The following is a 26,511-nucleotide window of genomic DNA, read 5'->3' as shown; positions in this document are numbered from 1 at the left end:
CGATTGCGCACTACGGTCGGCAGGATTGCTGAGTCTTCCAAGGAGAGCAGTCCATGACGCTACTGAGGCACCACAGCATGCTCATCGGCGCTCAACTCTAGTGAATCGTCGTCTGCGGTAAGCCGAACTTTTCCGCTCAATACGTGCAAGAGTGCCTCGCCAGGGTTCTCGTGCTTAGACAATTCCTTGCCGTCTTTCAGGACAAGCAAGACCTGTAAAAGGGAACCACCAGGCACTGCGCGGAACACGTGGGTTGCACGCCCGCTTTCTGTCCCAGCCGCCTTATTTAGCAGTTCTTCAGCCAGCGCTTTTAGATTAACGCTGACGCTTGGTGTCTCAGCCATTTTCGAAATCTCTTCCAAATGTTAAAGGGGATTGAACTGCGCTAAGCGATGCCAGGTGTAAATGGTTGACCGTCTAGTGTCGAATCTATATCTTTGGTATATCAATCCTTACAATGAATAGTCCTACCTATTGAAAGTTAGGCAACCCTACTCAAGTGGTGTATATTTGCCATGGTTAATTGATCCCTATTCCCAGCAAAGGAAATAACAAGTGAAAAAGACGGCATTGATGGCTTTAAGTGCTGCTGCAGCCCTCGTTCTTGCGGCGTGCTCCACCTCGGGGGAAGAAGCCTCGGGGGAAGATGCAGCGACTGGCGACGGTGAGCAGCTGACTCTGTCCCACCCCAGTATTGAGGGGCTAAACATCGACTTCGAAAACCAGCCAGAAACCATCGTTATGGACTGCTACGCCTATAGCTCTCTGCACGAGTACGGCATTGAGCCGGATGCGTTGTTTGGTTTTGAGTGTGACAACCCAGCGTTGATGGGTGATGCTGACATCGAAGGTATTGAGACCATCGGCCAAGATGCTGAGATCGATCTGGAAAAGCTGGCTGAACTGCGCCCGGATGCCATCATCGGCAACGGTAACGCGAAGGGTTGGTCTTGGTTCGATGAAGACGTCAACGCTCAGTTGCAGCGCGTTGCGCCTTTCGTGCCGCTGCCATCGGAAGGCTCTATTGATCAAAGGATTGCGGATACCCGCGAGATTGCAGAGTTCTTCGGCGCAGACGTAGAAGCTGACAACATCGTGGCGGCAGATGGAGACTTCGCAGCGGCCAAGGAAGCGTTCACCGCAGCAGTAGACGGCAAGGATTACAACTTCCTGCTGACCAGCCCAACCAAGGAAATGCTCTATACCGGCGTGGGCTTCCCGCAGGCGGACATGCTGGAAGAACTTGGCGCAAACATCGCAGGCCCAGACACACCAGCGGAAGGAAACCCGTGGGGTCGAGTGGCGTGGGAAGATGCTTCGACCTACCCTGCTGATGTCATCTTGGTAGAAAACTATGACCCAGAGGCGCCATTTACTGCGGAGCTGTGGGACAACCTTCCAGCTGTCCAGGCAGACCAGGTATCCACGTGGTCTTCCAAGGGTGCGTTGACCAGCCGTAACTATGCCGATTGGCTGCAGGATCTTGCAGACAAGGTAGAGACCTACGACAAGGTGAGCTAGTCTTTTATGCCAGCAAGTTCCACCACCTCCACAGCCCCGAAGGCTGTGGAAAGGCCAGTTGCTCAGGCCAACCGGCTCATTGGTTTCATTATCATTGCGGTCTTATGTGCCGGTGCGCTGGTGTTGAGCATGATGGTGGGCTCACGCAGCATTCCACCGTCGGATATTTTTCATTATCTGATTAACCCGGATCCGGCGGATCCGGTATCGCAGGTGGTCTGGCAGTCTCGCGTTCCACGTACTTTCTTGGTGTTGGTTGCCGGTAGTGCGTTGGGGGTTGCGGGTGGTTTGATGCAGGCTGTGACCAGAAACCCAATGACGGACCCGGGGATTTTGGGCGTTAATGCGGGTGCTTCTCTCATGGTGGTTGTTGGCCTGGCTTTTTTTGGGGTTACAGATATCTCCCAGTACATGTGGTGGTCTTTTGCTGGTGCGATTGTGACCTCGGCGGTGGTCTTCGCCATTGGCAACAGTGGTCCATTGCGTGGCAGTCCGGTGCGCATGACCTTGTCCGGTGTGGCATTGGGGGCGGTGCTGGGCGGTTTTGCATCCGCGGTGTTGCTGACCAATTCAGAAGTTTTGGAACGCATGCGTGGCTGGTCAGCGGGCACCACAGCATCGCAGCCTCTCGATGCCACCTTGTCCATCACCCCATTTATCTTGGTAGGCTTGCTTATTGCGCTGGCCAGCACTCGCGCATTGGATGTGCTTTCACTGGGTGAAGCGGCATCGGTTGCTATGGGCGCGCACCCGCAAAGAACCAGGCTGGTGGTATTGGTAGCAATTGCACTGCTAGCCGGTGGCGCTACTGCGGCGGCGGGGCCCATCGGATTTATTGGGCTGTTGGCACCACATCTATCCCGCATGATCGTGGGCCCACATCAAGGGTGGATTATGGCCTATTCAATCGTCTTGGCCCCAGCGGTTTTGGGCGTGAGTGATGTTATAGGTCGCGTGATTACTGCTGGGGAAGTGCCCGTGGGAGTAGTAACTGCATTCGTTGGCGCACCGCTGTTGATTTACATGGTGCGTAAGTACCGCATTCCGGAGGTTTAAGCGCGATGGTTCACACAACGAATCCGGATACGAAGCAAGAGCTTGAATTCGGGCGAAAGATTTTCCGCATCGGTCCCAAAGAACGCCCGGTGATGCTTATCGGGGTGCGCACAGCTGTCGTCACAGGTGGACTCTTATTGGCGACTGCGCTGATTGCGGTGTACTCCTTGGTTGATGGTTCTGCATCCATCACCGTTGGTGAAGCGTTCCAGGCGTTGACCGGCAACGGTGATTCCTACACCAACATGATTGTGGTGGAATGGCGCGCACCGCGCACGCTTCTGGCAATCCTGCTGGGCGCAACACTGGCCATGAGTGGAGCTATCTTTCAAAACCTCACCGCGAATCCATTGGGCTCACCGGATGTGATTGGTTTTCAGACCGGTTCCTACACTGGCGCGCTCATCGTCATGTTGATTCTCGGCGGTGGCACCACCGCTACGTTGTTGGGGGCTCTCACTGGAGGTATCGCTACCGCGATGGTGGTGTTCTTCCTTGCCTCCAAGCGCGGATTCGCTGGTGGCGTGCGTCTTATCATCGTTGGCATTGCTGTCAGCGCCATGCTGGCCTCGGTCAACGTGTGGATTTTGCTCACTGCCACGGTGGAAGATGCCATCATGGCGAGTTTGTGGGGCGCGGGAAATCTCTCCGGCACCTCCTGGAATTCGCTGCTGCTGGCATTTTGTGGTTCTGCCGTGTTCATCCTGATGGCAGCACTGCTGGCGCGCCCGATGCGTTTGATGCAGATTGGTATTCCTTTCGCGGTTGCGCTGGGGCAAAACGTCCGCAGGGTGCAACTATTGGCAGTTGTTGCCGGCATCGGATTAACGGCGCTGGCAACTGCCACCGCCGGGCCGATTTCCTTCATCGCGCTGGCCTCGCCCCAGATTGCCCGTCGCCTGGTACACGTTGATGGCCTGGCGCTGGCCCCCACCGCAGCCGTGGGGTCTTTCCTGTTAATACTCGCCGATACGGTTGCCCAAAGAATTGACCCTGAATCCCCGCTCCCAGTAGGTATTGTCACCGTATCCATCGGTGGCGTGTACTTCCTGTGGTTGCTCATGAGAGAAGGCCGACGCAAATGACACGACTTCTAGTAGAAAACGCCCAGCTTGGATACGGCGACAAAGTTATCTGCCCAGGCGTGGATCTTCAGATTCCAGATGGCCAGTTCACGGTCATCGTTGGCCCCAATGCCTGCGGCAAGTCCACTTTGCTCAAGAGCTTGACCCGTTTGATTGCGCCGCAAGAGGGGAAGATTCTTTTAGACGGGCAGTCTTTGCACAAAAAGCCCACCAAAGAAGTAGCGCGTGAAGTGGGTCTTCTGCCGCAAGGCCCGGTTGCCCCGGACGGCATTCGCGTCATCGATCTGGTCTCACGAGGACGCTACCCGCACCAGAGTTTGTTCAAGCCTTGGTCGCCCGAGGATGAGCAGGCGGTGAAAGAGGCCATGGAGGCAACCGGAATTAGGGAGCTTTCAGGCAGGCTTGTCGATGAACTCTCGGGCGGTCAACGCCAACGCGTCTGGATGGCGGTGGCGTTGGCGCAGCAGACGCCAATCTTGCTTCTCGATGAACCTACCACATTCTTAGACGTCAGCTACCAGATTGAGTTGCTGGAACTTTGCCGCATGCTCAACCGGAAACGGGACTACACACTGGTCGCCGTATTGCATGACTTGAACCAGGCAGCGCGCTACGCCGATCACATCATCGCCATGAAAGACGGCGAAGTTGTAGCCACCGGCGATCCTGCAACCGTTATTACTGAAGAGCTCGTGCGCACCGTATTTGGTGTGGATTCTAAGATCATCGCTGACCCAGAGTCTGGAGCACCGTTGATGATCCCAACGTGGAGCCACCAAGTATCAAATTCAAACAGATAATTCTGACGTTAATTTTACCTGTTCCATGTGCACCTCAGTTTTCGCGTTGTGGACGCAATCGATGCGGGTGAGATGGTCGATCTGAAATTGACGATAAGCGGTGAGATCGGCCGCCACTATTCGCAGCATGACATCGCATTCACCAGCCATGAGGTGGCATTCCACGGCTTCTGGAAGTGGCTGACTCTCTTGAATGAATCGCTCAACAGTCTCAAGGTCCTGGCTGGTGAGCCAAACTCTGGCATAGGCGGTAAATCCTTTGCCGACCTTTGTGGGAACAAACAGGGCAACGTAACCCCGAATAATTCCAGCGTTCTCCAGTGCATGGACTCGTCGGATACAAGTGGAAGGGGACAGGTGCACGGCATCCGCGAGTTCATTGACGATTCAATCCAAGCGGAAGTCCACGCTTGAAGACCTGGTGAAACGCCTATTTGATCAAGGGCAGCTTAATCGAGTGTGTGAAGCGTCCTGGGTTTAGTTCCTCAGCTAAGGAAGGATTGAACTATGCCTAGAAGGTATTCCGTTGAGTTCAAGGAGAAGGCTGTCATCCGGCGGCGATGGAATTGCCTAGTGCTCTCTTTTGTAATGCTGTCGCTCTCGTTTAGCCAAAGGTCTATTAGCTGTTCCACGGTTGTGCTGTTTGTCAGCTCTAGCTTCTCTTTTTCAGCGGGGGAGATCCATTTAATCCCCGATGCCTCTGCCTTATCGATGTCTGCCTTATTGCGGTTCAACCAACTTTCGGCGTCCTTCTTTTCTTTAAAGGTGATCGGTGCTCTGTGCAAAATGCCTTGGTGTTTGAAACTGGCACGCCACCTATTTTTTCCGCGTTGCTCAATTCGCCCCCACGAACGATGGGGCTTATACTTCGGGCCTTTTTCTTTTCGTTTTCGTTCTGCATATTGGGGAACCTTCGGGGAACTCTAGCGCCGTTTTGTGTCATATAATGATGTTAGAAATTACCTAAAATAAATGCAGGTTAAATAGGCATAATGCCAGCTAGGCAAGGGGTAATATTTAGAAACCGATGGAATCCCGTTAGCTCCACCAGTGGCCGTCTCTGTTATGGAGCCGGCCTTTTCCTATGCTGGGAACATGGATGTTTTCACCAAGACCGTGTCCCGTCCTGATCAAGCTGGTGCCGAGGCTGCTGGGTTGAGATGGCTGGCGCAGGCGCATGGCGACGTCGTCGTGGACGTCGCCGAAGTCACCCCCACATCTATTAGCACTCGGCGGGTTGAGCAGTCGCGACCGAGTGCCCTCGCTGCCCGCGCTTTTGGTGCTGCGCTCCGTACGGTCCATGAAGCAGGAGCGCCCGCTTTCGGCGCGCCGCCGGCGGGCTGGGAGGGCGCGAATTTCATTGGACGCGTGGAACAACGCTGCGAACCATGCGAATCCTGGGGCGAGTTCTACGCCGAGCAGCGGGTGTCGCCTTTTATAGGAGGACTGCCTCAAGAGCTACAGGGGATAGTTCGACAAGCATGCGAGGCTATAAAAGCCGTTGAGTGGGACGTGAAACCGGCGCGAATTCATGGCGACCTGTGGGCAGGAAACGTATTGTTTACTGCCTCGTCGGCCGTGATGATCGACCCAGCCGCACACGGCGGACACCCGTGGACGGATTTGGCCATGCTGGAGCTATTTGGCACGCCGTACTATGGCGAGATACTGCGTGGTTATGGGGTGGGGGAGGAGTATCACCAGTGGGTGCCGGTGCATCAACTACACCCGCTGGCGGTTCATTCGATGACGCATGATCCCGCGTATTATGTACCGCTCGAGCGGGCCGCACGTGCCACGCTCGAAGCGTTGGGCGGATAGTCTTCCTTGTGAGGCGTTAGGCACTAGTGGGTCCTGGCGGCATGGCGCGCTTATGGGCGCCGCGGCGCCAGAGGCTTTCGATGCGCTCGCGGGCGTCGTCAGGCACGGCCTTGCCCTCGAGGTAGTCGTCGATATGGGCATAGGTCACGCCGAGTGCTTCCTCATCAGATAGCTGTGGGCGGTCATCCTCCAAGTCGGCGGTAGGAACCTTCTTCCACGTGGACTCGGGTGCCCCGAGGTGCTCGAGAAGTTGAGCGCCCTGACGCTTGTTGAGTCCGGCGAGCGGGATGACGTCAGCGGCGCCGTCGCCCCACTTGGTAAAGAAAGCCGTGACGTTTTCGGCGGCATGGTCGCTTCCGATAACGAGTGCGCCGACCTCACCAGCCACCGCATATTGGGCGGACATGCGCAGGCGTGCCTTTAGATTTCCACGGTTGAAATCGTCCAAATGCTCCGTGTTGAGTGCGGACGCAACGGCGCCGTCGAGAGCCGCTGTGGCGTCCGCGATGTTGATGGTGAGCCGGTAATCGGGCTGGATGAAATCGAGCGCTACTTGCGCATCGTCCTCGTCCGCTTGCGTGCCATGAGGAAGACGTACGGCCCAAAAGTGAGCGCCATCGACACGCTCGACGGCCAGCTGGGCCAAGCGACCGGCAAGGGTAGAATCCTGACCACCGGAAATGCCGAGGACAAAGCCCTGAGCGCCGGTGTTGCGTAGATACGTGGCGAGAAAGTCGACGCGGCGTTCAACCTCCTCTGCCGGATCAATGGAGGGTTTCGCCCCTAGCGCAGCGATGATCTCTTCCTGAAGCTCCCTGGATGCTTGTGTCATAGCGACCATGGTAGCCATCACGCGCGGCGGTGGTCCGAGGGTCTGCGAGGTTGGTTCGAGGAAAAGTTGGCGTGGCTACTTCTCGATGACGTGAGTGTTTTGGTAATGAGGCGCTCGTGGGGTAATATTTTTCCTCGTGTCATTGCTGGGTGTTTGCCCAGCTGTGCTTTGAACTAATCAATCGCATCAAGATTGCGCATAACGAAAGGAGCGCCCGATGAAGGTTCGCAAGTCGCTTCGGTCGCTGAAGAAGAAGCCGGGCGCCCAGGTTATTCGCCGCCACGGTAAGGTCTTCGTGATCAACAAGAAGGATCCGCGCTTCAAGGCTCGCCAGGGCTAAGAAACAAGTGTCCTTGGTCCGCCGTCCCCGCGTTGTGGGGGCGGCGGATTTTTTTATGCCTCCCTTCACGGCCGGGGGAGGGTGTCGCGGGTGATCTGCTCCCTTTTGTGGACTTTGTCACAAACTGAGTGAACGTTTGGTAAACGTGCAGGGAATATCACCCGTGTAGTTACCGCCGTGGCGGTGGGGGTTGTGGCGGGGTGTCAACATGTGGGGTCGGGCCGAGTTACATCCTGGGAATACCAGCCATGTAACTACTACATATTGTGTTAGTTGCGGGGTGCGGGCACAAAGTATAGTGTCGTTGATGTTGCTCGGGCGGCGGCCCTACATCACCGCTCAGAGCTCGCATGCAGAGCCGCTGAACGCTCTGCTCGTATCGAATTCAACAGTCACTCCGCGTGTAGTGCCGAAGGAAGCTAAAGGAACGTCACATGAGCATCACCCTCTACACCAAGCCAGCTTGTGTCCAGTGCAACGCCACCAAGAAGGCCCTCGACCGTGCTGGCCTCAAATATGAGACGGTGGATATCTCCCTGGATGATGATGCCCGCGACTACGTGATGGCTCTGGGTTACGTCCAAGCACCGGTCGTTGAGGCGCACGGTGAGCACTGGTCCGGCTTCCGTCCTGACCGCATCAAGGCACTCTCTGCGATGGCGGCGAGCGCCTAGGGCAAAACCATGTTGGTCGTGTATTTCTCTTCCGCTACGGAAAACACCCACCGCTTCGTCGAGAAGCTCGGCCTTCCCAGCGTCCGCATCCCGCTGCGCCTCAGTGATGAGCCCCTCACCGTGAATGAACCCTACGTCTTGATTTGTCCGACGTATGGGGGAGGGGCATCGATGAGCGGGCGGAACACGCGGCCTGTCCCCAAGCAAGTCATTCGTTTCCTGAATGACGAACACAACCGCAGTTTCATTCGTGCCGTCGTGGCCGGAGGTAACAGCAACTTCGGCAGTGACTTTGGCAAGGCCGGCGACGTCATCGCCGCCAAGTGTAAGGTTCCTTATGTGTACCGCTTCGAACTTCTCGGAACCGAGGAAGATGTCACAATTTGCCGTGAAGGCCTCTTGGCCAACGCGGCCGCTTTAGGTTTAGCCGCCTAAGGCCTTAATTCCTACCAACCCATCTCTCCATTTCGCCATAGCAAAGAAAGGCCCGTGAAAGTCGTGACCACGCAACTGGGTAAGACCGTCGCTGAACCTGTGAAGCCGGAAGAGCAGCTGGACTACCATGCGCTCAACGCCCTGCTGAACCTGTATGACGAAAACGGCAAGATTCAGTTCGACAAGGACCGCGAGGCCGCGAACCAGTTCTTCCTCCAGCACGTCAACCAGAACACCGTCTACTTCCATGACTTGGAAGAAAAGATGCGCTACCTGGTAGAAAACAAGTACTACGAGCCGGAACTGATCGAGCAGTATGACTTTGAGTTCATCAAGTCCCTGTTTAAGCGCGCCTACGCTTTTAAGTTCCGCTTTAAGACCTTCCTGGGTGCCTACAAGTACTACACCTCCTACACGCTGAAGACTTTCGACGGCCGCCGCTACCTCGAGCGCTTCGAGGACCGTGTATCCATGACTGCCTTGTTCCTGGCTGACGGCGACACGAAGCTGGCGGAGCGCCTCGTCGATGAGATTATGACCGGCCGCTTCCAGCCGGCCACCCCGACGTTCCTCAACGCCGGCAAGGCGCAGCGCGGCGAGCTGGTTTCCTGCTTCCTGCTGCGTATTGAGGACAACATGGAGTCGATTGGTCGCTCCATTAACTCTGCTCTGCAGCTGTCCAAGCGCGGCGGCGGCGTCGCTCTGTTGCTGTCTAATATCCGCGAGTCGGGCGCACCCATCAAGCACATCGAGAACCAGTCTTCCGGCGTCATCCCCGTAATGAAGCTGCTCGAGGACTCCTTCTCCTACGCCAACCAGCTGGGTGCTCGTCAGGGTGCTGGTGCGGTCTACCTCAACGCGCATCACCCGGACATCATGAACTTCCTCGACACCAAGCGCGAGAACGCGGATGAGAAGATCCGTATCAAGACTCTCTCGCTCGGCATCGTGATCCCGGATATTACGTTCGAGCTGGCGAAGAACAACGACGACATGTACCTGTTCAGCCCGTACGATGTTGAGCGCGTCTACGGTAAGGCCTTCGGCGATATTTCCGTCACCGAGCACTACGAAGAGATGGTCGAGGATCCGCGTATTCGCAAGAAGAAGATCAACGCTCGCCACTTCTTCCAGACCGTCGCGGAGCTGCAGTTCGAGTCCGGATACCCGTACATCATGTTCGAGGACACCGTGAACCGTGCCAACCCGGTCAAGACCGGGCGCATCAACATGTCGAACCTCTGCTCGGAGATTCTGCAGGTAAACTCCCCGTCGGAGCTCAATGAGGACCTCACCTACAAGACCTTGGGCAGTGACATTTCCTGCAACCTTGGCTCCCTCAACATTGCCGCGACCATGGATTCTCCGGATTTCGCCCTCACGGTGGAAACGGCCATCCGCGGATTGACCGCTGTGGCAGACAAGACCTCCATCAACTCCGTGCCTTCCGTGCGCAAGGGCAACGATGATTCCCACGCCATTGGCCTGGGGCAGATGAACCTGCACGGTTATCTCGGTCGCGAGCACATCGAGTACGGCTCGGAGGAAGGCCTCGATTTCACCAACGCCTACTTTGCGGCCATCATGTATGCCGCGCTGCGCGCATCTAACAAGCTGGCGCGTGAACGCGGCGAATACTTCACGGAGTTCCCGGAATCTGAATACGCGAGCGGCGAATTCTTCGACCGCTACGATCCGGCCGACTTTGCTCCCCGCACGGAGAAGGTCAAGGAACTCTTCGCTAAGTCGTCCATCCACACCCCGTCGGTAGAGGAGTGGGCGGAGCTGAAGGCGGACGTCGCCAAGCATGGCATTTACAACCGCAACCTGCAGGCGGTGCCGCCGACCGGCTCGATCTCCTACATCAATAACTCGACCTCCTCGATTCACCCGATCGCGTCCAAGATTGAGATTCGTAAGGAAGGCAAGATCGGCCGCGTCTACTACCCAGCGCCGCACATGGACAACGACAATCTGGAGTACTTCAAGGACTCCTACGAGATCGGCTACGAGAAGATCATCGATACCTACGCCGAGGCCACGAAGTATGTTGACCAAGGTCTGTCGCTGACGCTGTTCTTCAAGGACACCGCTACTACCCGCGATATCAACCGCGCCCAGATTTACGCTTGGCGCAAGGGCATTAAGACCCTCTACTACATCCGCCTGCGCCAGATGGCTCTGGAGGGAACTGAGATTGAGGGCTGCGTTTCCTGCATGCTCTAACCCTTATTCGCACGCGCCTCAAGCAAGATGGCGCGTGCGATTTTTTCTGCCTCAGGTGAGTCGCCTCGGTTGATGGCTTCTGCCAAATCGAGGTGAAGCTGGGCGGTACCGGCCGTCGGGTTTCGCTTGCGGGAACCATAGAGCGAACGCCCACGCACCATGGACAGCAGGTAGGGGCTCAGCGCTGAGAACATCTCATTGCCTGAGGCGTGGAGGACCATGGCGTGGAAGCGCAGATCTGTGGCGAGGTGCTCGCCGACGCGCCGCGTGGGCGTGACCTGGAGGCGCTGGGCCAGCCCCAGAATCTCTTCCTTATCTTCAGGGGAAGCGTGCTGTGCGGCTAAGCCCGCAGCGACAGGCTCGATGGCAAGGCGCAGATCATTAAGGGAGGTGCGCTGGCTATCGCGCGCTTTCTCCGAGCCCAGGCGCCACGAAATGATGGCGGGATCGTAGACCGCCCATTCGCTGATGGGGAGCACCGTAATGCCGACGCGGCGCGAGGACGAGACCATTCCCAGTTGCTCCAGTGCGCGCATGGCTTCGCGCGCCACGGTTCGGGAAATGCCGAAGCGTTCGCAGAGGTCGTTGAGCGTAAAACGTTCACCGGCGGGGAGGGCGCCACTGACGATATCAGTGCCCAACGCCTCCAAAACGGTGCTGAGTAGGGGAGCGGAGGGTTCAGTCATTCCATCGAAACTCGGGGTCGTGGGAGTAGGGCTTAAGTATAAAACATGCAGGAATTTTGGCCCCTAGTTTTACCGGGTACGATGGCACCAGACTCACAAATTACTAGTAAGACGAGGTGACGTGCGTGTCTCACGAGTACGACGATTACATAGCCAGCCACGAGGCTCCGGTGAAGGCAATCAACTGGAACACCATTCCAGATGAGAAGGATCTTGAGGTGTGGGATCGTCTAACCGGCAACTTCTGGCTCCCCGAGAAGGTCCCGGTGTCCAACGACATCCAGAGCTGGAAGACGCTCACGGAGAAGGAACAGGAGACCACCATGCGCGTCTTCGCTGGCCTGACATTGCTTGACACTATCCAGGGCACCGTGGGTGCGGTATCGCTGCTTCCCGACGCCGTCACACCCCACGAAGAGGCCGTCTACACCAACATCGCCTTCATGGAGTCGGTGCACGCGAAGTCCTACTCCAATATCTTCATGACGCTAGCGTCGACCCCGATGATCAACGATGCTTTCCGCTGGTCTGAGGAAAATGAGAACCTGCAGCGCAAGGCCAAGATTGTTATGTCCTATTACCAGGGTGACAATCCGCTAAAGAAGAAGGTCGCCTCCACGCTGCTGGAGTCCTTCCTCTTCTACTCCGGTTTCTTCCTGCCGATGCACTTCTCTTCGCGCGCGAAGCTGACGAACACCGCGGATATCATTCGCCTCATCATCCGCGATGAGGCCGTTCACGGCTATTACATCGGCTACAAGTTCCAGCAGGGGTACAAGAAGCTGTCGGGGCCGGAGCAGGAGGAAATGAAGGGCTATGCCTTCGACCTGCTCTACGACCTCTACGAGAACGAGATCGACTACACCGAGGATCTGTATGACGAGCTGGGCTGGACCGAAGATGTGAAGCGCTTCCTTCGCTACAACGCCAACAAGGCTCTGAATAACCTCGGCTTCGAGGGGCTGTTCCCAGCGGATGAGACCCGCGTGTCTCCGGCTATCCTGTCCTCGCTGTCCCCGAACGCGGACGAGAACCACGACTTCTTCTCCGGCTCCGGCTCCTCCTATGTGATTGGTAAGGCAGAGGAAACGACCGATGACGACTGGGACTTCTAGCTAGTTCCTCGCATTTACCTGTCGCCGTACCGCACCTCCTGGCAGGGATCATCCGAAAGGTTGATTCTTTCAGGGGGTGCGTTTTCGGGTTTTGGGGGACGGCACCCCCGCGTTCATGTGTTCTAGATCACCGTGTGCTAGGGCGTGGTGTAGGCAGTTGGCCCCGTACATGGCGTTATCTGCACCAAACGGGGTTAGCAAGGTTGGCGGAAAATAACAGAGCGCTGGAAATTAGGCCCTGAGGTGGCCTAATATAATGCGAGTAAACCTAGGTGTTTGACTACTGAGCGTGTGGCGCGAGAAAACGCGTGATGCCGATGTGGTTAAGCGCTTGTTCTTCAGGAGGATTTTATGACCGCTGTGGCGCCACGGCTCGACGATTACGTCGCGCCTACACGTCCAGAGCCGACTGGTAACGCAAAGACCGGTTCCAAGGCTTGGATGATGCTAACCACCACCGACCACAAGCAGCTGGGCATCATGTACATGATCATGTCCTTCAGCTTCTTCTTCCTCGGTGGCTTCATGGCTCTGCTGCTTCGCGCTGAGCTTTTCACCCCAGGATTGCAGTTCCTGTCCAACGAGCAGTTCAACCAGCTCTTCACCATGCACGGCACCGTCATGCTGCTGCTGTTTGCAACACCAGTGGTGTGGGCATTCGGTAACTATGTTTTGCCCCTGCAGATTGGTGCGCCGGATGTGGCCTTCCCACGTCTGAACGCTTTCGGTTTCTGGATTACCCTGACCGGCGGAATCGTGATGCTCGCGGGTTTCTTGACCCCGGGCGGCGCTGCTGACTTCGGCTGGACCATGTACATGCCGCTGGCTGACTCGGTTCACACCCCGGGCATCGGTGCTGACATGTGGATCGTCGGTGTGGGTGCTACCGGTGTCGGTACCATTGCTTCCGCCATCAACATGATCACCACGGTCCTCACCCTGCGTGCACCGGGCATGACCATGTTCCGTCTGCCGGTCTTCACGTGGGCTGTCTTCACCGCGTCCGTCATCGTACTGATGATCTTCCCGCTGCTGACCGCCGCAGCGCTGGGCGTTCTGTATGACCGCAAGCTGGGCGGCCACATCTATGACTCCGCCAACGGCGGCGCCATCCTGTGGCAGCACCTCTTCTGGTTCTTCGGCCACCCAGAGGTCTACGTCCTCGCACTGCCGTTCTTCGGCATTATCTCTGAGGTTGTGCCGGTCTTCGCCCGCAAGCCGGTCTTCGGCTACATTGGCCTGGTCTTTGCTCTGCTGGCCATCGGAGCGCTGTCCATGGCCGTGTGGGCTCACCACATGTTCGTGACCGGTGCTATTCTGCTGCCGTTCTTCTCCTTCATGACCTTCCTGATTGCGGTTCCGACCGGCGTGAAGTTCTTCAACTGGGTCGGCACCATGTGGAAGGGCCACATCACCTGGGATACCCCGATGATCTTCGTCATGGGCTTCCTGGCAACCTTCCTCTTCGGCGGTATGACCGGTATTATGCTGGCCTCCCCGGCACTGGACTTCCACCTTGCTGAGTCCTACTTCCTGATTGCTCACTTCCACTACACCCTGTTCGGTACCGTGGTGTTCTCTGCCTTCGCTGGCCTGTACTTCTGGTTCCCGAAGATGACCGGACGCATGCTCGATGAGCGCCTGGGCAAGATTCACTTCTGGCTGACCTTCATCGGCTTCCATGGCACCTTCCTTATCCAGCACTGGGTGGGCAACATGGGTATGCCGCGTCGTTACGCCGACTACCTGGAGTCTGATGGCTTCACGGTCTTCAACCAGATTTCCACCATCTTCTCCTTCGTTCTCGGCGCATCGGTTATCCCGCTGGTATGGAACGTCTTCAAGTCCTGGCGCTACGGCGAGATCGTCACTGTGGACGATCCGTGGGGCTACGGCAACTCCCTCGAGTGGGCTACCTCCTGCCCGCCGCCGCGCCACAACTTCGTATCCCTGCCGCGCATCCGTTCCGAGCGTCCAGCCTTCGAGCTGCACTACCCGCACATGGTCAAGCGCATGCGCGAGGAAGCACACGTCGGGCACTAAGCACTCACTAGCTGAGTACTCCTGAAAACGCCGCCTCCCCATCACCGCGATGGGGAGGCGGCGTTTGCCGTAGGTCAGGCAGTGCTGACCAATGTGAGATAATGAGCCCCGTGGATAATCAAAGTGAACAAGTTTTCGCCGTTGTCACCGCCTCAGGTCCTGACAAACCAGGCGTGTCTGCCGCCTTCTTCCGCGTTCTTAGTTCCCATAACGTAGAGCTTGTCGACGCCGAACAGGCCATCTTCTCCGGCCGCATCTCCCTCTCCGCGTACATCCGTGTCAGCGCCTCGCGTCTGGAGGCCATGGAGCAGGGGCTGCGCAACACGTTGAGCATCTATGCGCAGTCCATCTCCGTGGAACCTCGGGAGGAGGAAGCCACCTCACGCCCGCGCTCGACACACGTCGTCGTGGTGCTGGGCCGTCAGGTCAACGCGAGCCACATGTCGGCCATCGCCAAGGAGCTGGCCAACCTCGATGTCAACATCGACCGCATCCGCGGCCTGTCCACGTACCCGCTCAACGGCCTGGAGCTCTACATCACGATCGATGGCTCCTCTGACCCTGTTCGCGCCATGTTGGCACGCCTGGCTACCGAGCAGGGCGTGGACATCGCCATCGAGCGCTCCGGATTGCAGCGCCGCTCGAAGCGCCTCATCTGCTTTGACTGCGACTCCACCCTCATTACAGGCGAGGTCATCGAGATGCTGGCCGCCCACGCGGGCAAGGAAGCGGAGGTCGCCGCCGTCACGGAACGTGCAATGCGCGGTGAGCTGGACTTTGAAGAATCCCTCCGCGAGCGCGTGGCCACCTTGGCAGGTCTGCCGGAATCCGTCATCAAGGAAACCGCCGCCGATATCCGCCTCACGCCCGGCGTGCGCACCACCATCCGCACGCTCAAGCGCATGGGCTACCGGGTTGCGGTGGTGTCGGGAGGATTCATCCAGGTCCTCGAGGATCTAGCTAAGGAGCTCGACCTTGACTACGTGCGCGCCAACACCCTGGAAATCGAGGACGGCAAGCTCACCGGCCGGGTCATCGGGGACGTGGTGGACCGCAAGGCCAAGGAGATGTTCCTGCGAGAGTTCGCTGCGGATTCGGGCCTGAGCATGCGGCAGACCGTTGCCGTGGGCGATGGTGCCAACGATATCGACATGATTTCCGCTGCCGGCCTGGGCATTGCCTTCAACGCCAAGCCCGCCCTGCGCGAGGTGGCAGATACCTCTGTTAACCACCCCTACATGGACGAAATCCTGCAGATTCTCGGCATCCCCATGGAGGAAGTCGCTAGTGAATAACCTCCGCGAGGCCCATCGGCGCCTCGTGGATGCGTGCAGTGAGCGCAACTGGCGCGATGATCCCGAGGATCCCGACAAGCCCGAGACCATCCAGGCGATGCAGATAGCGCTCAACCTGCCCAAGCAGGACCCGCCGGCGCGCACGGAGGTGCTGGAAGCGGCGGCGAGGGGCGTCGTCAAGCTCTGCCTCGACGATCGGGCCGGGCAAGATGGGGCCTTCGCCGAGGCCTTGGGGCAGTGGTATGGGCACCGCATCCGCAAGGTGGCGCGCCGCGCCCGCAACAAGGCCTGGCGCGATGTCCAGGCTCTGCCTGGGGTCACGGTTGCTGACCGCGCGCGAGTGTTCGTTCCTTCGGCGGTACAGGACGTGCATCCGCTCGTCGCCAAGCTGCAGATCGGCCATACCGATCTCCCCCAGGATGCCCCGGGCTCCGCGCTTGCCGACGCCCCCGTGATCTACATCGACGCCTCCCTCACCATGAGCGCCGGAAAGGCCGCCGCGCAGGTGGGACACGGCTCGATGCTCCTGGCCGCGGCGATGAGCGTTAAGGAAGTAGAAGGTTGGGCGGCGCAGGATTTCGCGCTGTCCGTGCGCGAGATTGCCCCAGCGGATTTTGCCGCGGCGTGCGCGCGCCCCGATGCGGTGGTGGTGCATGACGCAGGTTTCACTGAGGTCGCCCCGGACTCAGCCACGGTGTGCGCGCTGCCTCGCCCCTAGCGGGCCTCGACCAGGCGCTTGAGCGCCCCGCGCACGACCTGCGGGTCGCTCGTCGGCCACATCTGCGGCATGGAGGCCCGCAGGTAAGAGCCGTAACGCTTGGTCTCTAGGCGGCTATCGAGCACGGCGACGACTCCGCGGTCCGCAGTGGAGCGCAGCAGGCGGCCCGCGCCTTGGGCCATGAGCAGCGCCGCGTGTGTCGCGGAAACCTCCATGAATCCATTGCGCCCTGCCGCCTTTGCAGCCTCGGTTCGGGCTTGCATGAGTGGGTTATCCGGGCGGGGGAAGGGGATGCGATCGATGAGGACCAGGGAACAGGAGGGGCCGGGCACATCGACGCCCTGCCAGAGCGTGAGCGTGCCGAAGAGGCAGGAGTTTTCGTTCTTCGTGAACTTGTCCACGAGCGCACCGATGGAATCCTCGCCCTGGAGGTAGATGTCGAAGGGGATAGTGGGCTTGAGTTCTTCGGCTGCCTGCTGCGCGGCCCGCCGTGAGGAGAAGAGCCCGAGCGTGCGCCCGCCCGCGGCCATGATGAGCTCGCGGATCTCTTGGAGGGTTTGGGGGCTCAGCCCATCGCGGCCCGGCTGCGGCAGGTGTGCTGCGGTGTAGAGGATGCCGCTGCGCGCGGGGTCAAAGGGATAGCCCACGTCGAGGCTGTCCCACGTGCCTTTCGGCAGGCCCCACTGCGCGGCCATGGCGTCGAAGCGCCCGCCTAGGGCCAGAGTGGCGGAGGTGAGCACGACGGTCTGCTCGCCGAAAAGCTTTTCGTGCAGCATGCCGGCGATAGAGAGCGGGGCGACGGCCAGGGTGTCGTTCAGCGTGCGCTCATCGCGCTCCAGCCACACCACGTCGGCGTGTGCTGCGGGGTCACCGGTGGCGAAGACATCGAGGATGCGGGCGATGGCCTCGACGAGGCTGGCGAGGTGGTTGGCCAGGTTCTGGCGCTCGGCGAATTTTTCCGGGTCTTGGGCCTGTTCGCCCTCGGGGGTGCGGGCGATGGTCTCGCGGCAATCGGCCAGGGTATCCGCGAGGCCCATGAGTTGCTGCTTGGCCTCCTCTGGAAGGTCGGTCCAGCGGCCCGGTGCGAACCCTGCGAGTAGTTGGCTCAGCTCGTTGGCTTGCTCGCTCAGCCGCTGGTCTTTGCCGTTGGCGCCGAGGGACTTGGCGCGGCTGGCCGCCATCTTGAGCGCGCGCCCGGTGATCTCGGCGGTAGAAACCGAGGTGATGCGGCCGTCCAGCTCGTGGGCCTCGTCGATGATAACGACGTCGTGTTCGGGCAGGATATTGATATCCGCCACCGCGTCGATGGCGAGCAGGGCGTGGTTGGTGACGACGATATCGACGTCCGCCGCGCGGCGTCGTGCTAGCTCCGCGAAGCAGTCTTCGCCGTGCGGGCAGCGCGTGGCACCGAGGCACTCGTTCGAGGTGACGGATACCTGCCGCCACGCTAAGTCTGGCACGCCCGGTTCCAAGTCCTCGCGGTCACCAGTCTCGGTGTCTTCCGCCCAATCGTAGACGCGCTGGACGTGGCGGCCGAGGTGGGAAACAGCGTCTTCGTCGAGCAAGGCGTCCTCGTCCTCAAGCTCAGCGGCGCGGGAGACTTTGTTGAGGCAGACGTAGTTGGAGCGGCCCTTCATGATGGCGAAGGTCGGCTTCTTTTCTAGGTGCGGCTCGAGGGCCTCGGCCAGACGTGGAAGGTCCCGCTCCACCAGCTGGCGTTGGAGCGCCAGCGTGGCGGTGGAGACGATGACGGTGTGACCGGTTTCCTGTGCGTGGCGGAAGGCAGGCACAAGGTAGGCCAAGGACTTACCTGTGCCTGTTCCTGCCTGCACGGCGAGGTGGCGCTCTTTCTCCAACGCAGTGGTCACGGCCGTCGCCATGCGCACCTGGCTGGGGCGCCGCGAGCCGCCGAGGGCGGAGACTGCGGCGTCAAGGAGGTCAACCGTTGTGTCCTGCATTGGTGCCAGTGTAGTCGGTCTTCCCCCGCGTACTTCCTAAGCGTCGAAGCCGATAAAGCGGGTGGGAACCGCGGGTTCATCGCGGGTGAGTGCGAGGCCCTCCCACGGCAGGGTGGTGATGGCCTGGGCCAGGTACTCGCGGGATTCCTCGAGGGTAGGCAGATTGTCGAGGATCTCGCCGTCGCGCATCAGCGGCACCGTCATCTCGCGGGTGCGCAGCGTCCCGGTCTCTGGGTTCTCGGAGGAGAAGGGGAGCACGAGCTCCTCGACGGCCACCCCGGAGGAGCGGTAGGTGCGCAGGGCGCGCTTTGACCCGCCCTGCGACTTCTTCGAGGAGGAACGCTTGGCCACTGGATGGCCATCGACCTCGACGACCTTGTAGACCATGCCAGCAGTCGGGGCGCCCGAGCCGGTGACCACCGAGGTACCCACGCCATAGACGTCGACGGGATCACCGCGCAGACCGGCGATGGCGAACTCATCCAGGTCGGAGGAGACCACGATCTTGGTGTTGTGGTTGCCCAAATCATCGAGCTGCTTGCGCACACGGCGGGTGACCGCGGCCAAATCGCCGGAATCGATCCGCACGCCGCCCAGCTCGGGTCCGGCCACCTTGACGGCGGTTTCCACGCCCTTGGTGATGTCATAGGTATCCACCAACAGGGTCGTATCCACGCCGAGAGTTTCGATCTGCCCGCGGAAGGCGGCCTCCTCGTTCGGGGTGCCGTCCTCGTTGACGTGTGCCAGCGTCCACGCGTGCGCCGCGGTGCCGGAGACCGGAATGTCATAGCGGTAGCCGGCCTCCAAGTTGGAGGTGGCCTGGAAGCCTGCCAGATAGGCGGCGCGGGCAGCAGTCACCGCAGCGTATTCGTGCGTGCGGCGCGAGCCCATCTCAATGATGGGACGGCCGTCCGCGGCAACCACCATACGGGAGGCCGCGGAGGCCACTGCGGAATCGGAATTCATGATGGAGAGGATCACGGTTTCCAGGATGAGACACTCACCGAAGGTGCCGCGCACGGTCAGCAGTGGCGAGTTGGGGAAGTACAGCTCGCCTTCCCGGTAGCCATCGATCTGCCCGGAGAAACGGTAATTGGCCAGGTACTCCTGTGTTGGAGCATCCAGGAAGTCCATCTCCGCCAGTTGCTGGGCGGTGAAACGGAAGTCCCGGACAGCGCGGAGAACGCGCTCGGTGCCGGCAACAACGCCGTAGCGCCGTTCGTTGGGAAGGCGGCGGGCAAAAACTTCGCAGGCTACCTGGCGGTGCGCAGAGCCATCGCGCAGCGCCGCTTGCAGCATGGTCAGCTCGTACTTATCGGTAAGAAGGGCCGTGGAACGATCTGCAGGGTCGTTTCCGGCATCCCGGACGTTATCTGAGGTAGTAGTCACATCGAAGATGCTACTCAGGGCGTCCTAAAAAATCAGCTGTTCTATTCCTCAAGCTGAATGACGACGTACACCTCGCCGTCGTTATAAGCCACGCCAACGGCCGCGGTGGTCATCCGGCGATCCCGCAGGGCGGCCACGTGGTCGGGGGAGGCCCGGAAGGCCTCGACGAATTCATATGCGCTGGCCTTGTCCACGGGCAGGTGGTGCTGAACCATCTGCACATTTTCTTCCGATGGCTCCTGCGTCTTGGTCACCGCGTTGCACTCTGCCTTTTCGCGGGCTGCGGTTTGGCGGTCGATCCAGGGCACCAGTGGGGCTTGGCCGTCTTCCTTACGCCAGGTGTTGAGCGCACCTATCAGCTCCTCTTGGATGGTGTTGAGCTGACGTTGGACGGAAACGTCGGGAAGCTCGTAGTCGCACGCCTCCGACATTGGGGGTTCCGCATCCGTCGAGCTGCCGTCGTTCGACGGGTTGGTCAGGCTCAATACGGCAGCCACGAGCGTGCCGCCGAGAACGAGCACGGTCAGCACTCGTTGCAGGAGGAGGACGACATCCTCCTTCGCCGGTTGGCGTCCCGTGAGAATGTCAACAACGGCTGGGGGAAGGGAGAAAGAATTCATTGATGCCACCTGGAAACGATAATCAGGTTAAGGGTCGCTGACAGTATAACTGCTCGCGACGCGGAGAATTTTAGCTAGTGTAGAGGGCATGAAAGCGCACAACGAAACGTCCGCGGGCGTGGTGATGAGTTCACCCATGGCCACCCCGGAGCTGGATGAGGCGATTGACGTCGACGTCGCCACGAGCGAAAACCTGCCGTGGATGTGCATTGTCTGGGATGATCCAGTCAACCTGATGAGCTACGTCTCCTACGTGTTCCAGACCGTTTTAGGTTATGACAAGAAGCGAGCCAACGAGCTGATGATGCAGGTCCATACCGAAGGTAAGGCAGCCGTGTCCTCGGGTGAACGCGACAAAGTCGAAGCCGACGTGAAGAAGCTGCAGGTCGCGGGCCTCTGGGCCACAATGCAGCAGGCAGGGTAGGTTATGCAGGCTTGGAAGAAGAAAAAGTCCTTCATGCGCGGCGCCAAGTACACGGCTGTTTTCGAGCCGATGGAGCGCGAAGTCTTGGGTGACCTCACCGCGACGGTGTCTGAGGCCATCATCGCTCGCGCGCAGTCGGCGCCGAAGGATGAGCTGGCGGACATGCTCGACATGCCCACCGGCCACACCGAAGCCCCCGAAGACCCGTCGCTGGCCCGCCTCTTTCCGGACTTCAAGAAGCCGGGGGATGAGGAATTCGATGGAGACAATTCCCTCATGCGCTCGCTCCATGAGAACGACATTGCGCGCGCCAAGCTGGAGAACCTACAGGTCATTAACACCGCGCTGGGGCCGACTGGCGGGGTAGAGGTAGCTATTAGTGAGGAAGAGGCGCATGCTTTCCTCGCGGGGCTTAACGATCTGCGCCTCTATATCGCCGCCGGGGACGTGCCGGAGGATACCCCTGGGGCGGACCGCGATACGCTCGTGGAATGGCTGGCATTCTGCCAGGATTCGCTGCTCGACGTTCTCATGGACTAGCACCGTGCGCACACTTCCCGACATGGGCTTTTCCGTCGGCCACGTCACACGTGAGGATACCGGCGTCACCGTCATTTACTGCGGCGAGCAGGGGGCCGTGGCCGGCGTCGACGTGCGGGGCGGCGGCCCAGGCACGCGCGAGACGGATCTTTTAGAGCCACACAACACGGTCGAGCGCGTTCATGCGTTTCTTCTGGCAGGCGGCTCGGCCTTTGGGCTGGCCGCTGCGGATGGCGTCATGCGCGGGCTGGAGGAGGCAGGGATTGGCTTCCCCGTCTTTGGGGAGGAGATCCCCGGCCCGCGCGTTCCTATCGTCCCGGGCGCGGTCATCTTTGACCTGCTCGCCGGGCCGCAGCGTCCCTCGGCGGCAGACGGCGAGGCGGCTCTACGCGCCGCGTTGGCAGGACACGACGCCACGAGTGGCAGCGTGGGTGCGGGCACCGGAGCCTGTGCCGGCAAGGTGCGGGGTGGGGTGGGCACCGCGCTTGTCGACGTCTCCCCCTTCTCCGTCGCCGCCGTCGTCGTGGCCAACCCGGTGGGCCAGGTGATCGATGCTGAGACCGGGCGCTTGTTTGGCGCCCCGGGTGCACCAGCCGTCGACGTTGAACGGTTTGCCGCGGCCCGCAGCTTGGCCGAGTCATTCGCGGAATCCTCGCGGCTTAATACCACCATTGGTGCGGTGTTGACCGATGCTCCTTTAAGCAAGGCCCAGATCAAGCGCCTGGCGCTCGCGGGCCACGATGGCATCGCTCGCGCTGTGCGCCCAGCGCATTCCCCGCTGGATGGGGATACGCTGTTTGCTGCCGCCTCGGGAGTCCGCTCAGCGGAGAAGGGCATCGGCCCGGCGGAGTTGGCGTCGTTAAGCGCAGCTGCTGCCGATGCCGTGGAGGCAGCCATCGTTGACGCCGTGGTGAGTGCAAGCCCAGGGCTGGGTTTGGAGGCGTATTCCTCGCTGCGGGCTTGCTAGAGTTGGAGGCATTATGACGACGAGTGGACCCTTTGGCCAGCAGCATTCGCATGAGCCTAACCCCTTCCAACCCCGCCCCGCTGCCGCGGGACAGGGACAGCAGCCCCTCCTTAATACAGGCGATTCGAAGAACTACACGCGGGCCGGCCGCCTCAAAACAGCCGCGTCTCTCACGGTGGGATTCCTCGCCGTCGAGTGGATCATCCACATCATTAACTTCCTGTTCTTTGGAAGCGAGCTGGGGCAGTACGGCATTCATCCGCTGGACTTCAACGGCATCTGGGGGATTTTCACCGCGCCGCTGCTCCACGCGAACTTCGAGCACCTCATCGGAAACTCGTTGCCTGGTGCGATCTTTTGTTTCCTGATCGGCTTGTCAGGCCGCAAGGCATGGTGGGAGGTCACCATCATCGTGGTGCTCATTGCCGGCGTGGGCACGTGGCTGCTGGGCGGGCCGGGGACCTCGCATATCGGTGCTTCGGGCATGGTCTATGGCTGGCTGGCCTATCTCATCGTGCGCGGCATCTTTAACCGCTCGCTGGGGCAGTTCCTGATTGGTGTTGGTCTAGGGTTCGCCTACTCCGGCCTCATTTGGGGCGTGCTGCCGATCTACGAGGGAGTCAGCTGGCAGGGCCACCTCTTCGGCGCCATCGGTGGCATCGTCGCGGGCATGGTGATCACCTCCGATGACCCGATTAAGAAGGTCAAGCCCGCGCCTCGGGGAGCGATGCGTTAATGCCTGACGCAACCTCTCCGATCGGGATTTTTGATTCGGGCGTGGGCGGCCTGACCGTCGCTCGCACGATCATCGAGCAGCTTCCCGACGAATCCATCATCTACATCGGCGATACCGCCCATACCCCCTACGGCCCGCGGCCCATCGCCGAGGTGAGGGAGCTGTCCACCGCCATCGCCGACGAGTTGGTGGAGCGCGGCTGCAAGATGCTGGTGATCGCCTGCAACACCGCCACGGCCGCTTTCCTACACGATGCCCGCGAGCGCTATGCCATTCCGGTCGTGGAGGTCATCCGCCCGGCCGTGCGCCGCGCCATCGCCACCACCCGCAACGGCAAGATCGGCGTGATTGGTACGAAGGGAACCATTAACTCTGGGGCCTACCAGGATTTGTTCGCCGTCAACCCGAATGTTGAGTGCACGGCCGTCGCGTGCCCGGACTTCGTGAACTTTGTCGAGCGCGGCATTACCGCTGGGCGCCAGATCCTGGGTGTGGCCGAGGGCTACCTCGCGCCGCTGCAGTCGGCGGGCGTCGACACGCTCGTTCTTGGCTGCACGCACTACCCGCTGCTGACGGGCGTCATCCAGCTCGCTATCGGGGATAACGTCACCTTGGTGTCCTCGGCGGAGGAGACTGCGAAGGATGTGTTGCGCATCCTCACCAACACGGACATGCTGGCCCCGGCGGGGCAGGCACCCACACGTAGTTTCGAGTGCACTGGCGACCACGCCGCCTTCGAGCGTTTTGCCGCGCGCTTCCTGGGGCCCAAGATTTAGAGCGGGTGAGGATGTACAATCGACCCAAATCCCGCATCCCCCATTGTTTCGTGGAACTATTGAACGCATGAAGCTGACCATCCTAGGCTGTTCCGGCTCGGTGCCCACTGTGGGTAATCCGGCCTCTGGCTATCTCTTGTCTTTCCCCTCTGCTCCGTCCATCATCATGGATTTGGGCCCGGGTACGCTTGCACGCCTGCAGGAACTCCAGGATCCGTGCGATGCACACGTGGCGTTAACTCATCTCCATGCCGATCACTGCCTGGACTTTCCGTCTTTGATGGTGTGGCGCCGCTTCCACCCCACAGAGCCCGCAGCCTCCCGCAATTTCTGCCTCGGGCCGTCGACGACTGAGACCCACCTGGGCCGGCTGTCCTCGGATACTCCGGACGGGGTGGATGACATGAGCGATACCTTTGCGTTCAGTCCCTGGGTGGATCGGGAACGCCAGCTTGTCGACGATGTCTATATCACCCCCTTCCGCACAGTTCACCCGGTAGAGACATATGCCTTGCGGGTTGAGCACGCTAAAGCCGGCTCTACCCTGTGCTATTCCGCGGATTCGGCCTATACGCCCGCGCTCATTGAGGCTGCCCAGGGCGTGGATGTTTTCCTCTGTGAGGCCGCATGGGGCGAGACCTCGGAGGATAAGGCCCCGGACATGCACATGTCGGGGGCAGAAGCTGGCCGCTTGGCGCGCGAGGCGGGCGTGAAGAAGCTGGTGCTCGTTCACCTGCAGCCGTGGGGCGATGCCGCCGCCACCTATGCCGCAGCTGCCCGTGAGTTCGACGGTGAGATTGTCGTCGGTGCTGCTGGGATGGAGCTCGACTTTTAGCACGCGCGGTAAGGTAGGGGGCATGACTGATTTCACTCGTGCCGATGGTCGCGCGCTCGACCAACTCCGTAGCGTTCGTATTACCCGCAACTTCACCACCAACCCGGCCGGGTCGGTCTTGGTGGAGTTCGGCAACACCCGAGTCATGTGTACGGCTTCCGTGGAATTCGGGGTGCCGCGCTTCAAGAAGGACTCCGGCGAGGGCTGGCTGACTGCTGAGTACGCGATGTTGCCTGCGGCCACCCACGACCGCATGCCGCGCGAGTCTATGAAGGGCAAGGTCAAGGGCCGTACCCACGAGATTTCCCGCCTGGTGGGCCGCAGCCTGCGCGCCGCCGTGGACCTGTCCGAGCTGGGGGAGAACACCATCCAGCTGGATTGCGATGTGCTGCAGGCAGATGGCGGTACCCGCACGGCGTCGATTACCGGCGCGTATGTGGCGCTGGCTGATGCGATTGCTTACCTCAAGGAGGAGGGCGTCGTCCCGGGCGAGCCGCTGCTGGATCCCATCGCTGCGGTTTCCGTGGGCATCATCGATGGTCACGTGTGCTTGGACCTGCCCTATGAGGAGGACTCCCGCGCGGAGGTTGATCTCAACGTGGTGATGCAGGAAGGCGGGGACTTCGTCGAGATTCAGGGCACCGGTGAGCACGGGCTGTTTGGCCGCGCGGAGCTCAACGACATGTTGGACGTTGCCCAAGCCGGCTGCGCCCAGCTTATCGACGCTCAAAAGGCGGCCCTCGGATGGTAAAACTCCTCGTCGCTTCGAATAATGCCAAGAAGCTCAAGGAGCTAGAGAAGATCCTCGCCGACGCCGGCATTGAGGGCATCGAGCTACTCCCTCTCTCCGCGGTGGAGGCCTACCCAGAGCCGGTGGAGGATGGTCGCACGTTTGCTGATAACGCACTGATCAAGGCGCGCGCCGGGGTGCAGCACACCGGTTTGGCGACAATCGCGGATGATTCCGGCCTCGCGGTGGAAGAACTCAACGGCATGCCAGGTGTGCTCTCTGCTCGGTGGTCGGGCGGCCACGGTGACGATGAAGCCAATAACCGGCTGCTGCTGGGGCAGATGTCCCACGTGCCCGCCGAGCGCCGCGCGGCTGCCTTCGTGTCGGTCTGCGCGCTGGTGACCCCGGATGGGCAGGAACACGTGGTGGAGGGCCGCTGGCCAGGCTCCTTGCTCACCGCCCCACAGGGCGAGAATGGCTTTGGCTACGATCCGCTCTTCCAGCCCGAAGGTGAATCCCGCTCTGCTGCGGAGATGTCCCCGGAGGAGAAGAACGCCGTCTCGCACCGCGGCCGCGCGCTGGCGCAGCTGCGCGAACCCCTAGCGGCCCTCGCCGGCCAAGCCTAAGCCTCCGCCCGCCATCACCACGAGCTCCAGCGTCCGCCGAGACATCACCGCAAGCCCGGCATCCGCTAGCTGGCCTGGTTGATGGGGGACCAAACTAGAAGGACCATCTGCGCATATTCTGCGAAGACCACCTGGGGAAATGCAGAAGCTACCTCGCAGATGGTCCTGTGGCTTTGGTCTCTCCGCACATGGTTCTACTCATATGGTTCGCCTGCCCCCAAACGAACCTTCTGTAGTGCTTTAGGTGGTTTCTTTGCCCCCAA

General features: G+C 60.2%; 28 protein-coding genes. 21 read left to right on the top strand and 7 right to left on the bottom strand.

The features are described from left to right. Positions 1–59: 59 nt before the first annotated feature. Positions 60–344 carry a cupin gene (locus tag QKE52_RS10225; protein ID WP_046647394.1) on the bottom strand — a complete coding sequence of 95 codons (285 nt, stop codon included), beginning with the start codon at positions 342–344 and terminating at the stop codon, positions 60–62. Between the two features lie 211 nt (positions 345–555). Between QKE52_RS10225 and QKE52_RS10220 the strand changes: the two genes are divergently transcribed. The 4 genes from QKE52_RS10220 to QKE52_RS10205 are packed head-to-tail and all read left to right on the top strand — an operon-like array spanning position 556 to position 4,462. Continuing rightward, positions 556–1,521: an ABC transporter substrate-binding protein gene (locus tag QKE52_RS10220; protein ID WP_046647393.1), complete on the top strand. Its 966-nt coding sequence runs from the start codon at positions 556–558 to the stop codon at positions 1,519–1,521. A 6-nt stretch (positions 1,522–1,527) separates the two neighbouring features. Continuing rightward, on the top strand, positions 1,528–2,577 hold the full coding sequence (locus QKE52_RS10215; RefSeq protein ID WP_080975080.1) for an iron chelate uptake ABC transporter family permease subunit: 1,050 nt from the start codon (positions 1,528–1,530) through the stop codon (positions 2,575–2,577). A gap of 5 nt (positions 2,578–2,582) precedes the next feature. Then, on the top strand, positions 2,583–3,662 hold the full coding sequence (locus tag QKE52_RS10210) for an iron chelate uptake ABC transporter family permease subunit (RefSeq protein WP_046647392.1): 1,080 nt from the start codon (positions 2,583–2,585) through the stop codon (positions 3,660–3,662). Further along, entirely contained in the window at positions 3,659–4,462 is an 804-nt protein-coding gene (locus QKE52_RS10205) for an ABC transporter ATP-binding protein (RefSeq protein ID WP_046647391.1), read from the top strand. The genes QKE52_RS10210 and QKE52_RS10205 overlap by 4 nt, the downstream gene beginning before the upstream one ends. Here QKE52_RS10205 and QKE52_RS10200 read toward each other — a convergent pair. After that, the gene (locus QKE52_RS10200) at positions 4,451–4,825 is read right to left on the bottom strand and encodes an Lrp/AsnC family transcriptional regulator (RefSeq protein WP_198525906.1); all 375 of its coding nucleotides are present in this window, start codon (positions 4,823–4,825) and stop codon (positions 4,451–4,453) included. The two genes, QKE52_RS10205 and QKE52_RS10200, sit on opposite strands and share 12 nt — an antisense overlap. 732 nt (positions 4,826–5,557) lie before the next feature. On the opposite strand from QKE52_RS10200, the gene QKE52_RS10195 reads away from it, so the two are divergent. Further along, positions 5,558–6,283, top strand: coding sequence for a fructosamine kinase family protein (locus tag QKE52_RS10195; protein ID WP_347948738.1), 726 nt, complete (start codon positions 5,558–5,560; stop codon positions 6,281–6,283). A gap of 16 nt (positions 6,284–6,299) precedes the next feature. On the opposite strand, the gene nadE is transcribed toward QKE52_RS10195, so the two are convergent. Continuing rightward, positions 6,300–7,124 (bottom strand): ammonia-dependent NAD(+) synthetase, encoded by an 825-nt coding sequence (gene nadE / locus QKE52_RS10190; RefSeq protein ID WP_046647421.1) that lies wholly within the window; start codon positions 7,122–7,124, stop codon positions 6,300–6,302. Positions 7,125–7,332: 208 nt separating this feature from the next. Between nadE and ykgO the strand changes: the two genes are divergently transcribed. The 4 genes from ykgO (at position 7,333) to nrdE (ending at position 10,790) form a co-directional block, all read left to right on the top strand. Further along, on the top strand, positions 7,333–7,455 hold the full coding sequence (ykgO, locus tag QKE52_RS10185) for a type B 50S ribosomal protein L36 (protein WP_003847162.1): 123 nt from the start codon (positions 7,333–7,335) through the stop codon (positions 7,453–7,455). A 434-nt stretch (positions 7,456–7,889) separates the two neighbouring features. Further along, positions 7,890–8,129, top strand: coding sequence for a glutaredoxin-like protein NrdH (gene nrdH / locus QKE52_RS10180; RefSeq protein WP_046647387.1), 240 nt, complete (start codon positions 7,890–7,892; stop codon positions 8,127–8,129). A 9-nt stretch (positions 8,130–8,138) separates the two neighbouring features. Next, positions 8,139–8,564 carry a class Ib ribonucleoside-diphosphate reductase assembly flavoprotein NrdI gene (gene nrdI, locus QKE52_RS10175; RefSeq protein ID WP_046647386.1) on the top strand — a complete coding sequence of 142 codons (426 nt, stop codon included), beginning with the start codon at positions 8,139–8,141 and terminating at the stop codon, positions 8,562–8,564. A gap of 63 nt (positions 8,565–8,627) precedes the next feature. Then, on the top strand, positions 8,628–10,790 hold the full coding sequence (nrdE, locus tag QKE52_RS10170; protein ID WP_046647420.1) for a class 1b ribonucleoside-diphosphate reductase subunit alpha: 2,163 nt from the start codon (positions 8,628–8,630) through the stop codon (positions 10,788–10,790). On the opposite strand, the gene QKE52_RS10165 is transcribed toward nrdE, so the two are convergent. After that, positions 10,787–11,476, bottom strand: coding sequence for an FCD domain-containing protein (locus QKE52_RS10165; protein ID WP_347948730.1), 690 nt, complete (start codon positions 11,474–11,476; stop codon positions 10,787–10,789). The two genes, nrdE and QKE52_RS10165, sit on opposite strands and share 4 nt — an antisense overlap. Before the next feature lie 125 nt (positions 11,477–11,601). Here QKE52_RS10165 and nrdF point away from each other — a divergent pair, with 125 nt between their 5' ends. The 4 genes from nrdF (at position 11,602) to QKE52_RS10145 (ending at position 16,647) form a co-directional block, all read left to right on the top strand. Beyond that, on the top strand, positions 11,602–12,591 hold the full coding sequence (gene nrdF, locus QKE52_RS10160) for a class 1b ribonucleoside-diphosphate reductase subunit beta (protein ID WP_046647383.1): 990 nt from the start codon (positions 11,602–11,604) through the stop codon (positions 12,589–12,591). Positions 12,592–12,942: 351 nt separating this feature from the next. After that, positions 12,943–14,634 carry a cytochrome c oxidase subunit I gene (gene ctaD, locus QKE52_RS10155; RefSeq protein ID WP_347948729.1) on the top strand — a complete coding sequence of 564 codons (1,692 nt, stop codon included), beginning with the start codon at positions 12,943–12,945 and terminating at the stop codon, positions 14,632–14,634. A gap of 101 nt (positions 14,635–14,735) precedes the next feature. Next, the gene (gene serB, locus QKE52_RS10150; RefSeq protein WP_347948728.1) at positions 14,736–15,929 is read left to right on the top strand and encodes a phosphoserine phosphatase SerB; all 1,194 of its coding nucleotides are present in this window, start codon (positions 14,736–14,738) and stop codon (positions 15,927–15,929) included. Next, complete coding sequence (locus QKE52_RS10145; RefSeq protein WP_347948727.1) at positions 15,922–16,647, top strand: peptidyl-tRNA hydrolase; 726 nt, start codon at positions 15,922–15,924, stop codon at positions 16,645–16,647. The genes serB and QKE52_RS10145 overlap by 8 nt, the downstream gene beginning before the upstream one ends. On the opposite strand, the gene QKE52_RS10140 is transcribed toward QKE52_RS10145, so the two are convergent. The 3 genes from QKE52_RS10140 to QKE52_RS10130 are packed head-to-tail and all read right to left on the bottom strand — an operon-like array spanning position 16,644 to position 20,614. Beyond that, positions 16,644–18,605, bottom strand: coding sequence for an ATP-dependent DNA helicase (locus QKE52_RS10140; RefSeq protein ID WP_347948726.1), 1,962 nt, complete (start codon positions 18,603–18,605; stop codon positions 16,644–16,646). The genes QKE52_RS10145 and QKE52_RS10140 overlap by 4 nt on opposite strands. A gap of 36 nt (positions 18,606–18,641) precedes the next feature. Further along, a complete protein-coding gene (locus QKE52_RS10135) occupies positions 18,642–19,994 on the bottom strand; it encodes a nicotinate phosphoribosyltransferase (protein WP_080975094.1) in 1,353 nt (450 codons plus the stop codon). Between the two features lie 41 nt (positions 19,995–20,035). After that, a complete protein-coding gene (locus QKE52_RS10130) occupies positions 20,036–20,614 on the bottom strand; it encodes a hypothetical protein (protein ID WP_049155731.1) in 579 nt (192 codons plus the stop codon). A gap of 88 nt (positions 20,615–20,702) precedes the next feature. Here QKE52_RS10130 and clpS point away from each other — a divergent pair, with 88 nt between their 5' ends. The 8 genes from clpS to rdgB all read left to right on the top strand — a co-directional run bounded on the left by clpS (position 20,703) and on the right by rdgB (position 26,248). Next, a complete protein-coding gene (clpS, locus tag QKE52_RS10125; protein ID WP_049155733.1) occupies positions 20,703–21,038 on the top strand; it encodes an ATP-dependent Clp protease adapter ClpS in 336 nt (111 codons plus the stop codon). Positions 21,039–21,041: 3 nt separating this feature from the next. After that, on the top strand, positions 21,042–21,578 hold the full coding sequence (locus QKE52_RS10120) for a DUF2017 domain-containing protein (RefSeq protein WP_046647374.1): 537 nt from the start codon (positions 21,042–21,044) through the stop codon (positions 21,576–21,578). Positions 21,579–21,600: 22 nt separating this feature from the next. Next, positions 21,601–22,545, top strand: a complete 945-nt coding sequence (locus tag QKE52_RS10115) for a P1 family peptidase (protein ID WP_293777479.1) — start codon at positions 21,601–21,603, stop codon at positions 22,543–22,545. A 13-nt stretch (positions 22,546–22,558) separates the two neighbouring features. Then, entirely contained in the window at positions 22,559–23,281 is a 723-nt protein-coding gene (locus tag QKE52_RS10110) for a rhomboid family intramembrane serine protease (protein ID WP_232751589.1), read from the top strand. Next, the gene (murI, locus tag QKE52_RS10105) at positions 23,281–24,057 is read left to right on the top strand and encodes a glutamate racemase (protein WP_347948725.1); all 777 of its coding nucleotides are present in this window, start codon (positions 23,281–23,283) and stop codon (positions 24,055–24,057) included. The genes QKE52_RS10110 and murI overlap by 1 nt, the downstream gene beginning before the upstream one ends. Positions 24,058–24,124: 67 nt before the next feature. Beyond that, entirely contained in the window at positions 24,125–24,892 is a 768-nt protein-coding gene (locus QKE52_RS10100) for an MBL fold metallo-hydrolase (RefSeq protein ID WP_046647370.1), read from the top strand. 22 nt (positions 24,893–24,914) lie between these two features. Then, a complete protein-coding gene (gene rph / locus QKE52_RS10095; protein WP_046647369.1) occupies positions 24,915–25,643 on the top strand; it encodes a ribonuclease PH in 729 nt (242 codons plus the stop codon). Further along, positions 25,637–26,248, top strand: coding sequence for an RdgB/HAM1 family non-canonical purine NTP pyrophosphatase (gene rdgB, locus QKE52_RS10090; protein ID WP_070680953.1), 612 nt, complete (start codon positions 25,637–25,639; stop codon positions 26,246–26,248). Before rph ends, rdgB begins: the two co-directional genes overlap by 7 nt. Positions 26,249–26,511: the final 263 nt, after the last annotated feature.

The organism is Corynebacterium sp. c25Ua_47 (assembly GCF_039907205.1).
Taxonomy (GTDB): domain Bacteria; phylum Actinomycetota; class Actinomycetes; order Mycobacteriales; family Mycobacteriaceae; genus Corynebacterium; species Corynebacterium hiratae.
This window is presented reverse-complemented; position numbering and strand designations above follow the sequence as displayed.

What these genes read in the sequence shown, in the direction of transcription:
- QKE52_RS10225 (WP_046647394.1), bottom strand. Translation starts at nt 344, where the DNA reads ATGGCTGAGACACCAAGCGTCAGCGTTAATCTAAAAGCGCTGGCTGAA.
- QKE52_RS10215 (WP_080975080.1), top strand. Translation starts at nt 1,528, where the DNA reads ATGCCAGCAAGTTCCACCACCTCCACAGCCCCGAAGGCTGTGGAAAGG.
- QKE52_RS10210 (WP_046647392.1), top strand. Translation starts at nt 2,583, where the DNA reads ATGGTTCACACAACGAATCCGGATACGAAGCAAGAGCTTGAATTCGGG.
- QKE52_RS10205 (WP_046647391.1), top strand. Translation starts at nt 3,659, where the DNA reads ATGACACGACTTCTAGTAGAAAACGCCCAGCTTGGATACGGCGACAAA.
- QKE52_RS10195 (WP_347948738.1), top strand. Translation starts at nt 5,558, where the DNA reads ATGGATGTTTTCACCAAGACCGTGTCCCGTCCTGATCAAGCTGGTGCC.
- nadE (WP_046647421.1), bottom strand. Translation starts at nt 7,124, where the DNA reads ATGGTCGCTATGACACAAGCATCCAGGGAGCTTCAGGAAGAGATCATC.
- ykgO (WP_003847162.1), top strand. Translation starts at nt 7,333, where the DNA reads ATGAAGGTTCGCAAGTCGCTTCGGTCGCTGAAGAAGAAGCCGGGCGCC.
- nrdH (WP_046647387.1), top strand. Translation starts at nt 7,890, where the DNA reads ATGAGCATCACCCTCTACACCAAGCCAGCTTGTGTCCAGTGCAACGCC.
- nrdI (WP_046647386.1), top strand. Translation starts at nt 8,139, where the DNA reads ATGTTGGTCGTGTATTTCTCTTCCGCTACGGAAAACACCCACCGCTTC.
- QKE52_RS10165 (WP_347948730.1), bottom strand. Translation starts at nt 11,476, where the DNA reads ATGACTGAACCCTCCGCTCCCCTACTCAGCACCGTTTTGGAGGCGTTG.
- ctaD (WP_347948729.1), top strand. Translation starts at nt 12,943, where the DNA reads ATGACCGCTGTGGCGCCACGGCTCGACGATTACGTCGCGCCTACACGT.
- serB (WP_347948728.1), top strand. Translation starts at nt 14,736, where the DNA reads ATGAGCCCCGTGGATAATCAAAGTGAACAAGTTTTCGCCGTTGTCACC.
- QKE52_RS10140 (WP_347948726.1), bottom strand. Translation starts at nt 18,605, where the DNA reads ATGCAGGACACAACGGTTGACCTCCTTGACGCCGCAGTCTCCGCCCTC.
- QKE52_RS10130 (WP_049155731.1), bottom strand. Translation starts at nt 20,614, where the DNA reads ATGAATTCTTTCTCCCTTCCCCCAGCCGTTGTTGACATTCTCACGGGA.
- clpS (WP_049155733.1), top strand. Translation starts at nt 20,703, where the DNA reads ATGAAAGCGCACAACGAAACGTCCGCGGGCGTGGTGATGAGTTCACCC.
- QKE52_RS10120 (WP_046647374.1), top strand. Translation starts at nt 21,042, where the DNA reads ATGCAGGCTTGGAAGAAGAAAAAGTCCTTCATGCGCGGCGCCAAGTAC.
- QKE52_RS10115 (WP_293777479.1), top strand. Translation starts at nt 21,601, where the DNA reads ATGGGCTTTTCCGTCGGCCACGTCACACGTGAGGATACCGGCGTCACC.
- QKE52_RS10110 (WP_232751589.1), top strand. Translation starts at nt 22,559, where the DNA reads ATGACGACGAGTGGACCCTTTGGCCAGCAGCATTCGCATGAGCCTAAC.
- murI (WP_347948725.1), top strand. Translation starts at nt 23,281, where the DNA reads ATGCCTGACGCAACCTCTCCGATCGGGATTTTTGATTCGGGCGTGGGC.
- QKE52_RS10100 (WP_046647370.1), top strand. Translation starts at nt 24,125, where the DNA reads ATGAAGCTGACCATCCTAGGCTGTTCCGGCTCGGTGCCCACTGTGGGT.
- rph (WP_046647369.1), top strand. Translation starts at nt 24,915, where the DNA reads ATGACTGATTTCACTCGTGCCGATGGTCGCGCGCTCGACCAACTCCGT.
- rdgB (WP_070680953.1), top strand. Translation starts at nt 25,637, where the DNA reads ATGGTAAAACTCCTCGTCGCTTCGAATAATGCCAAGAAGCTCAAGGAG.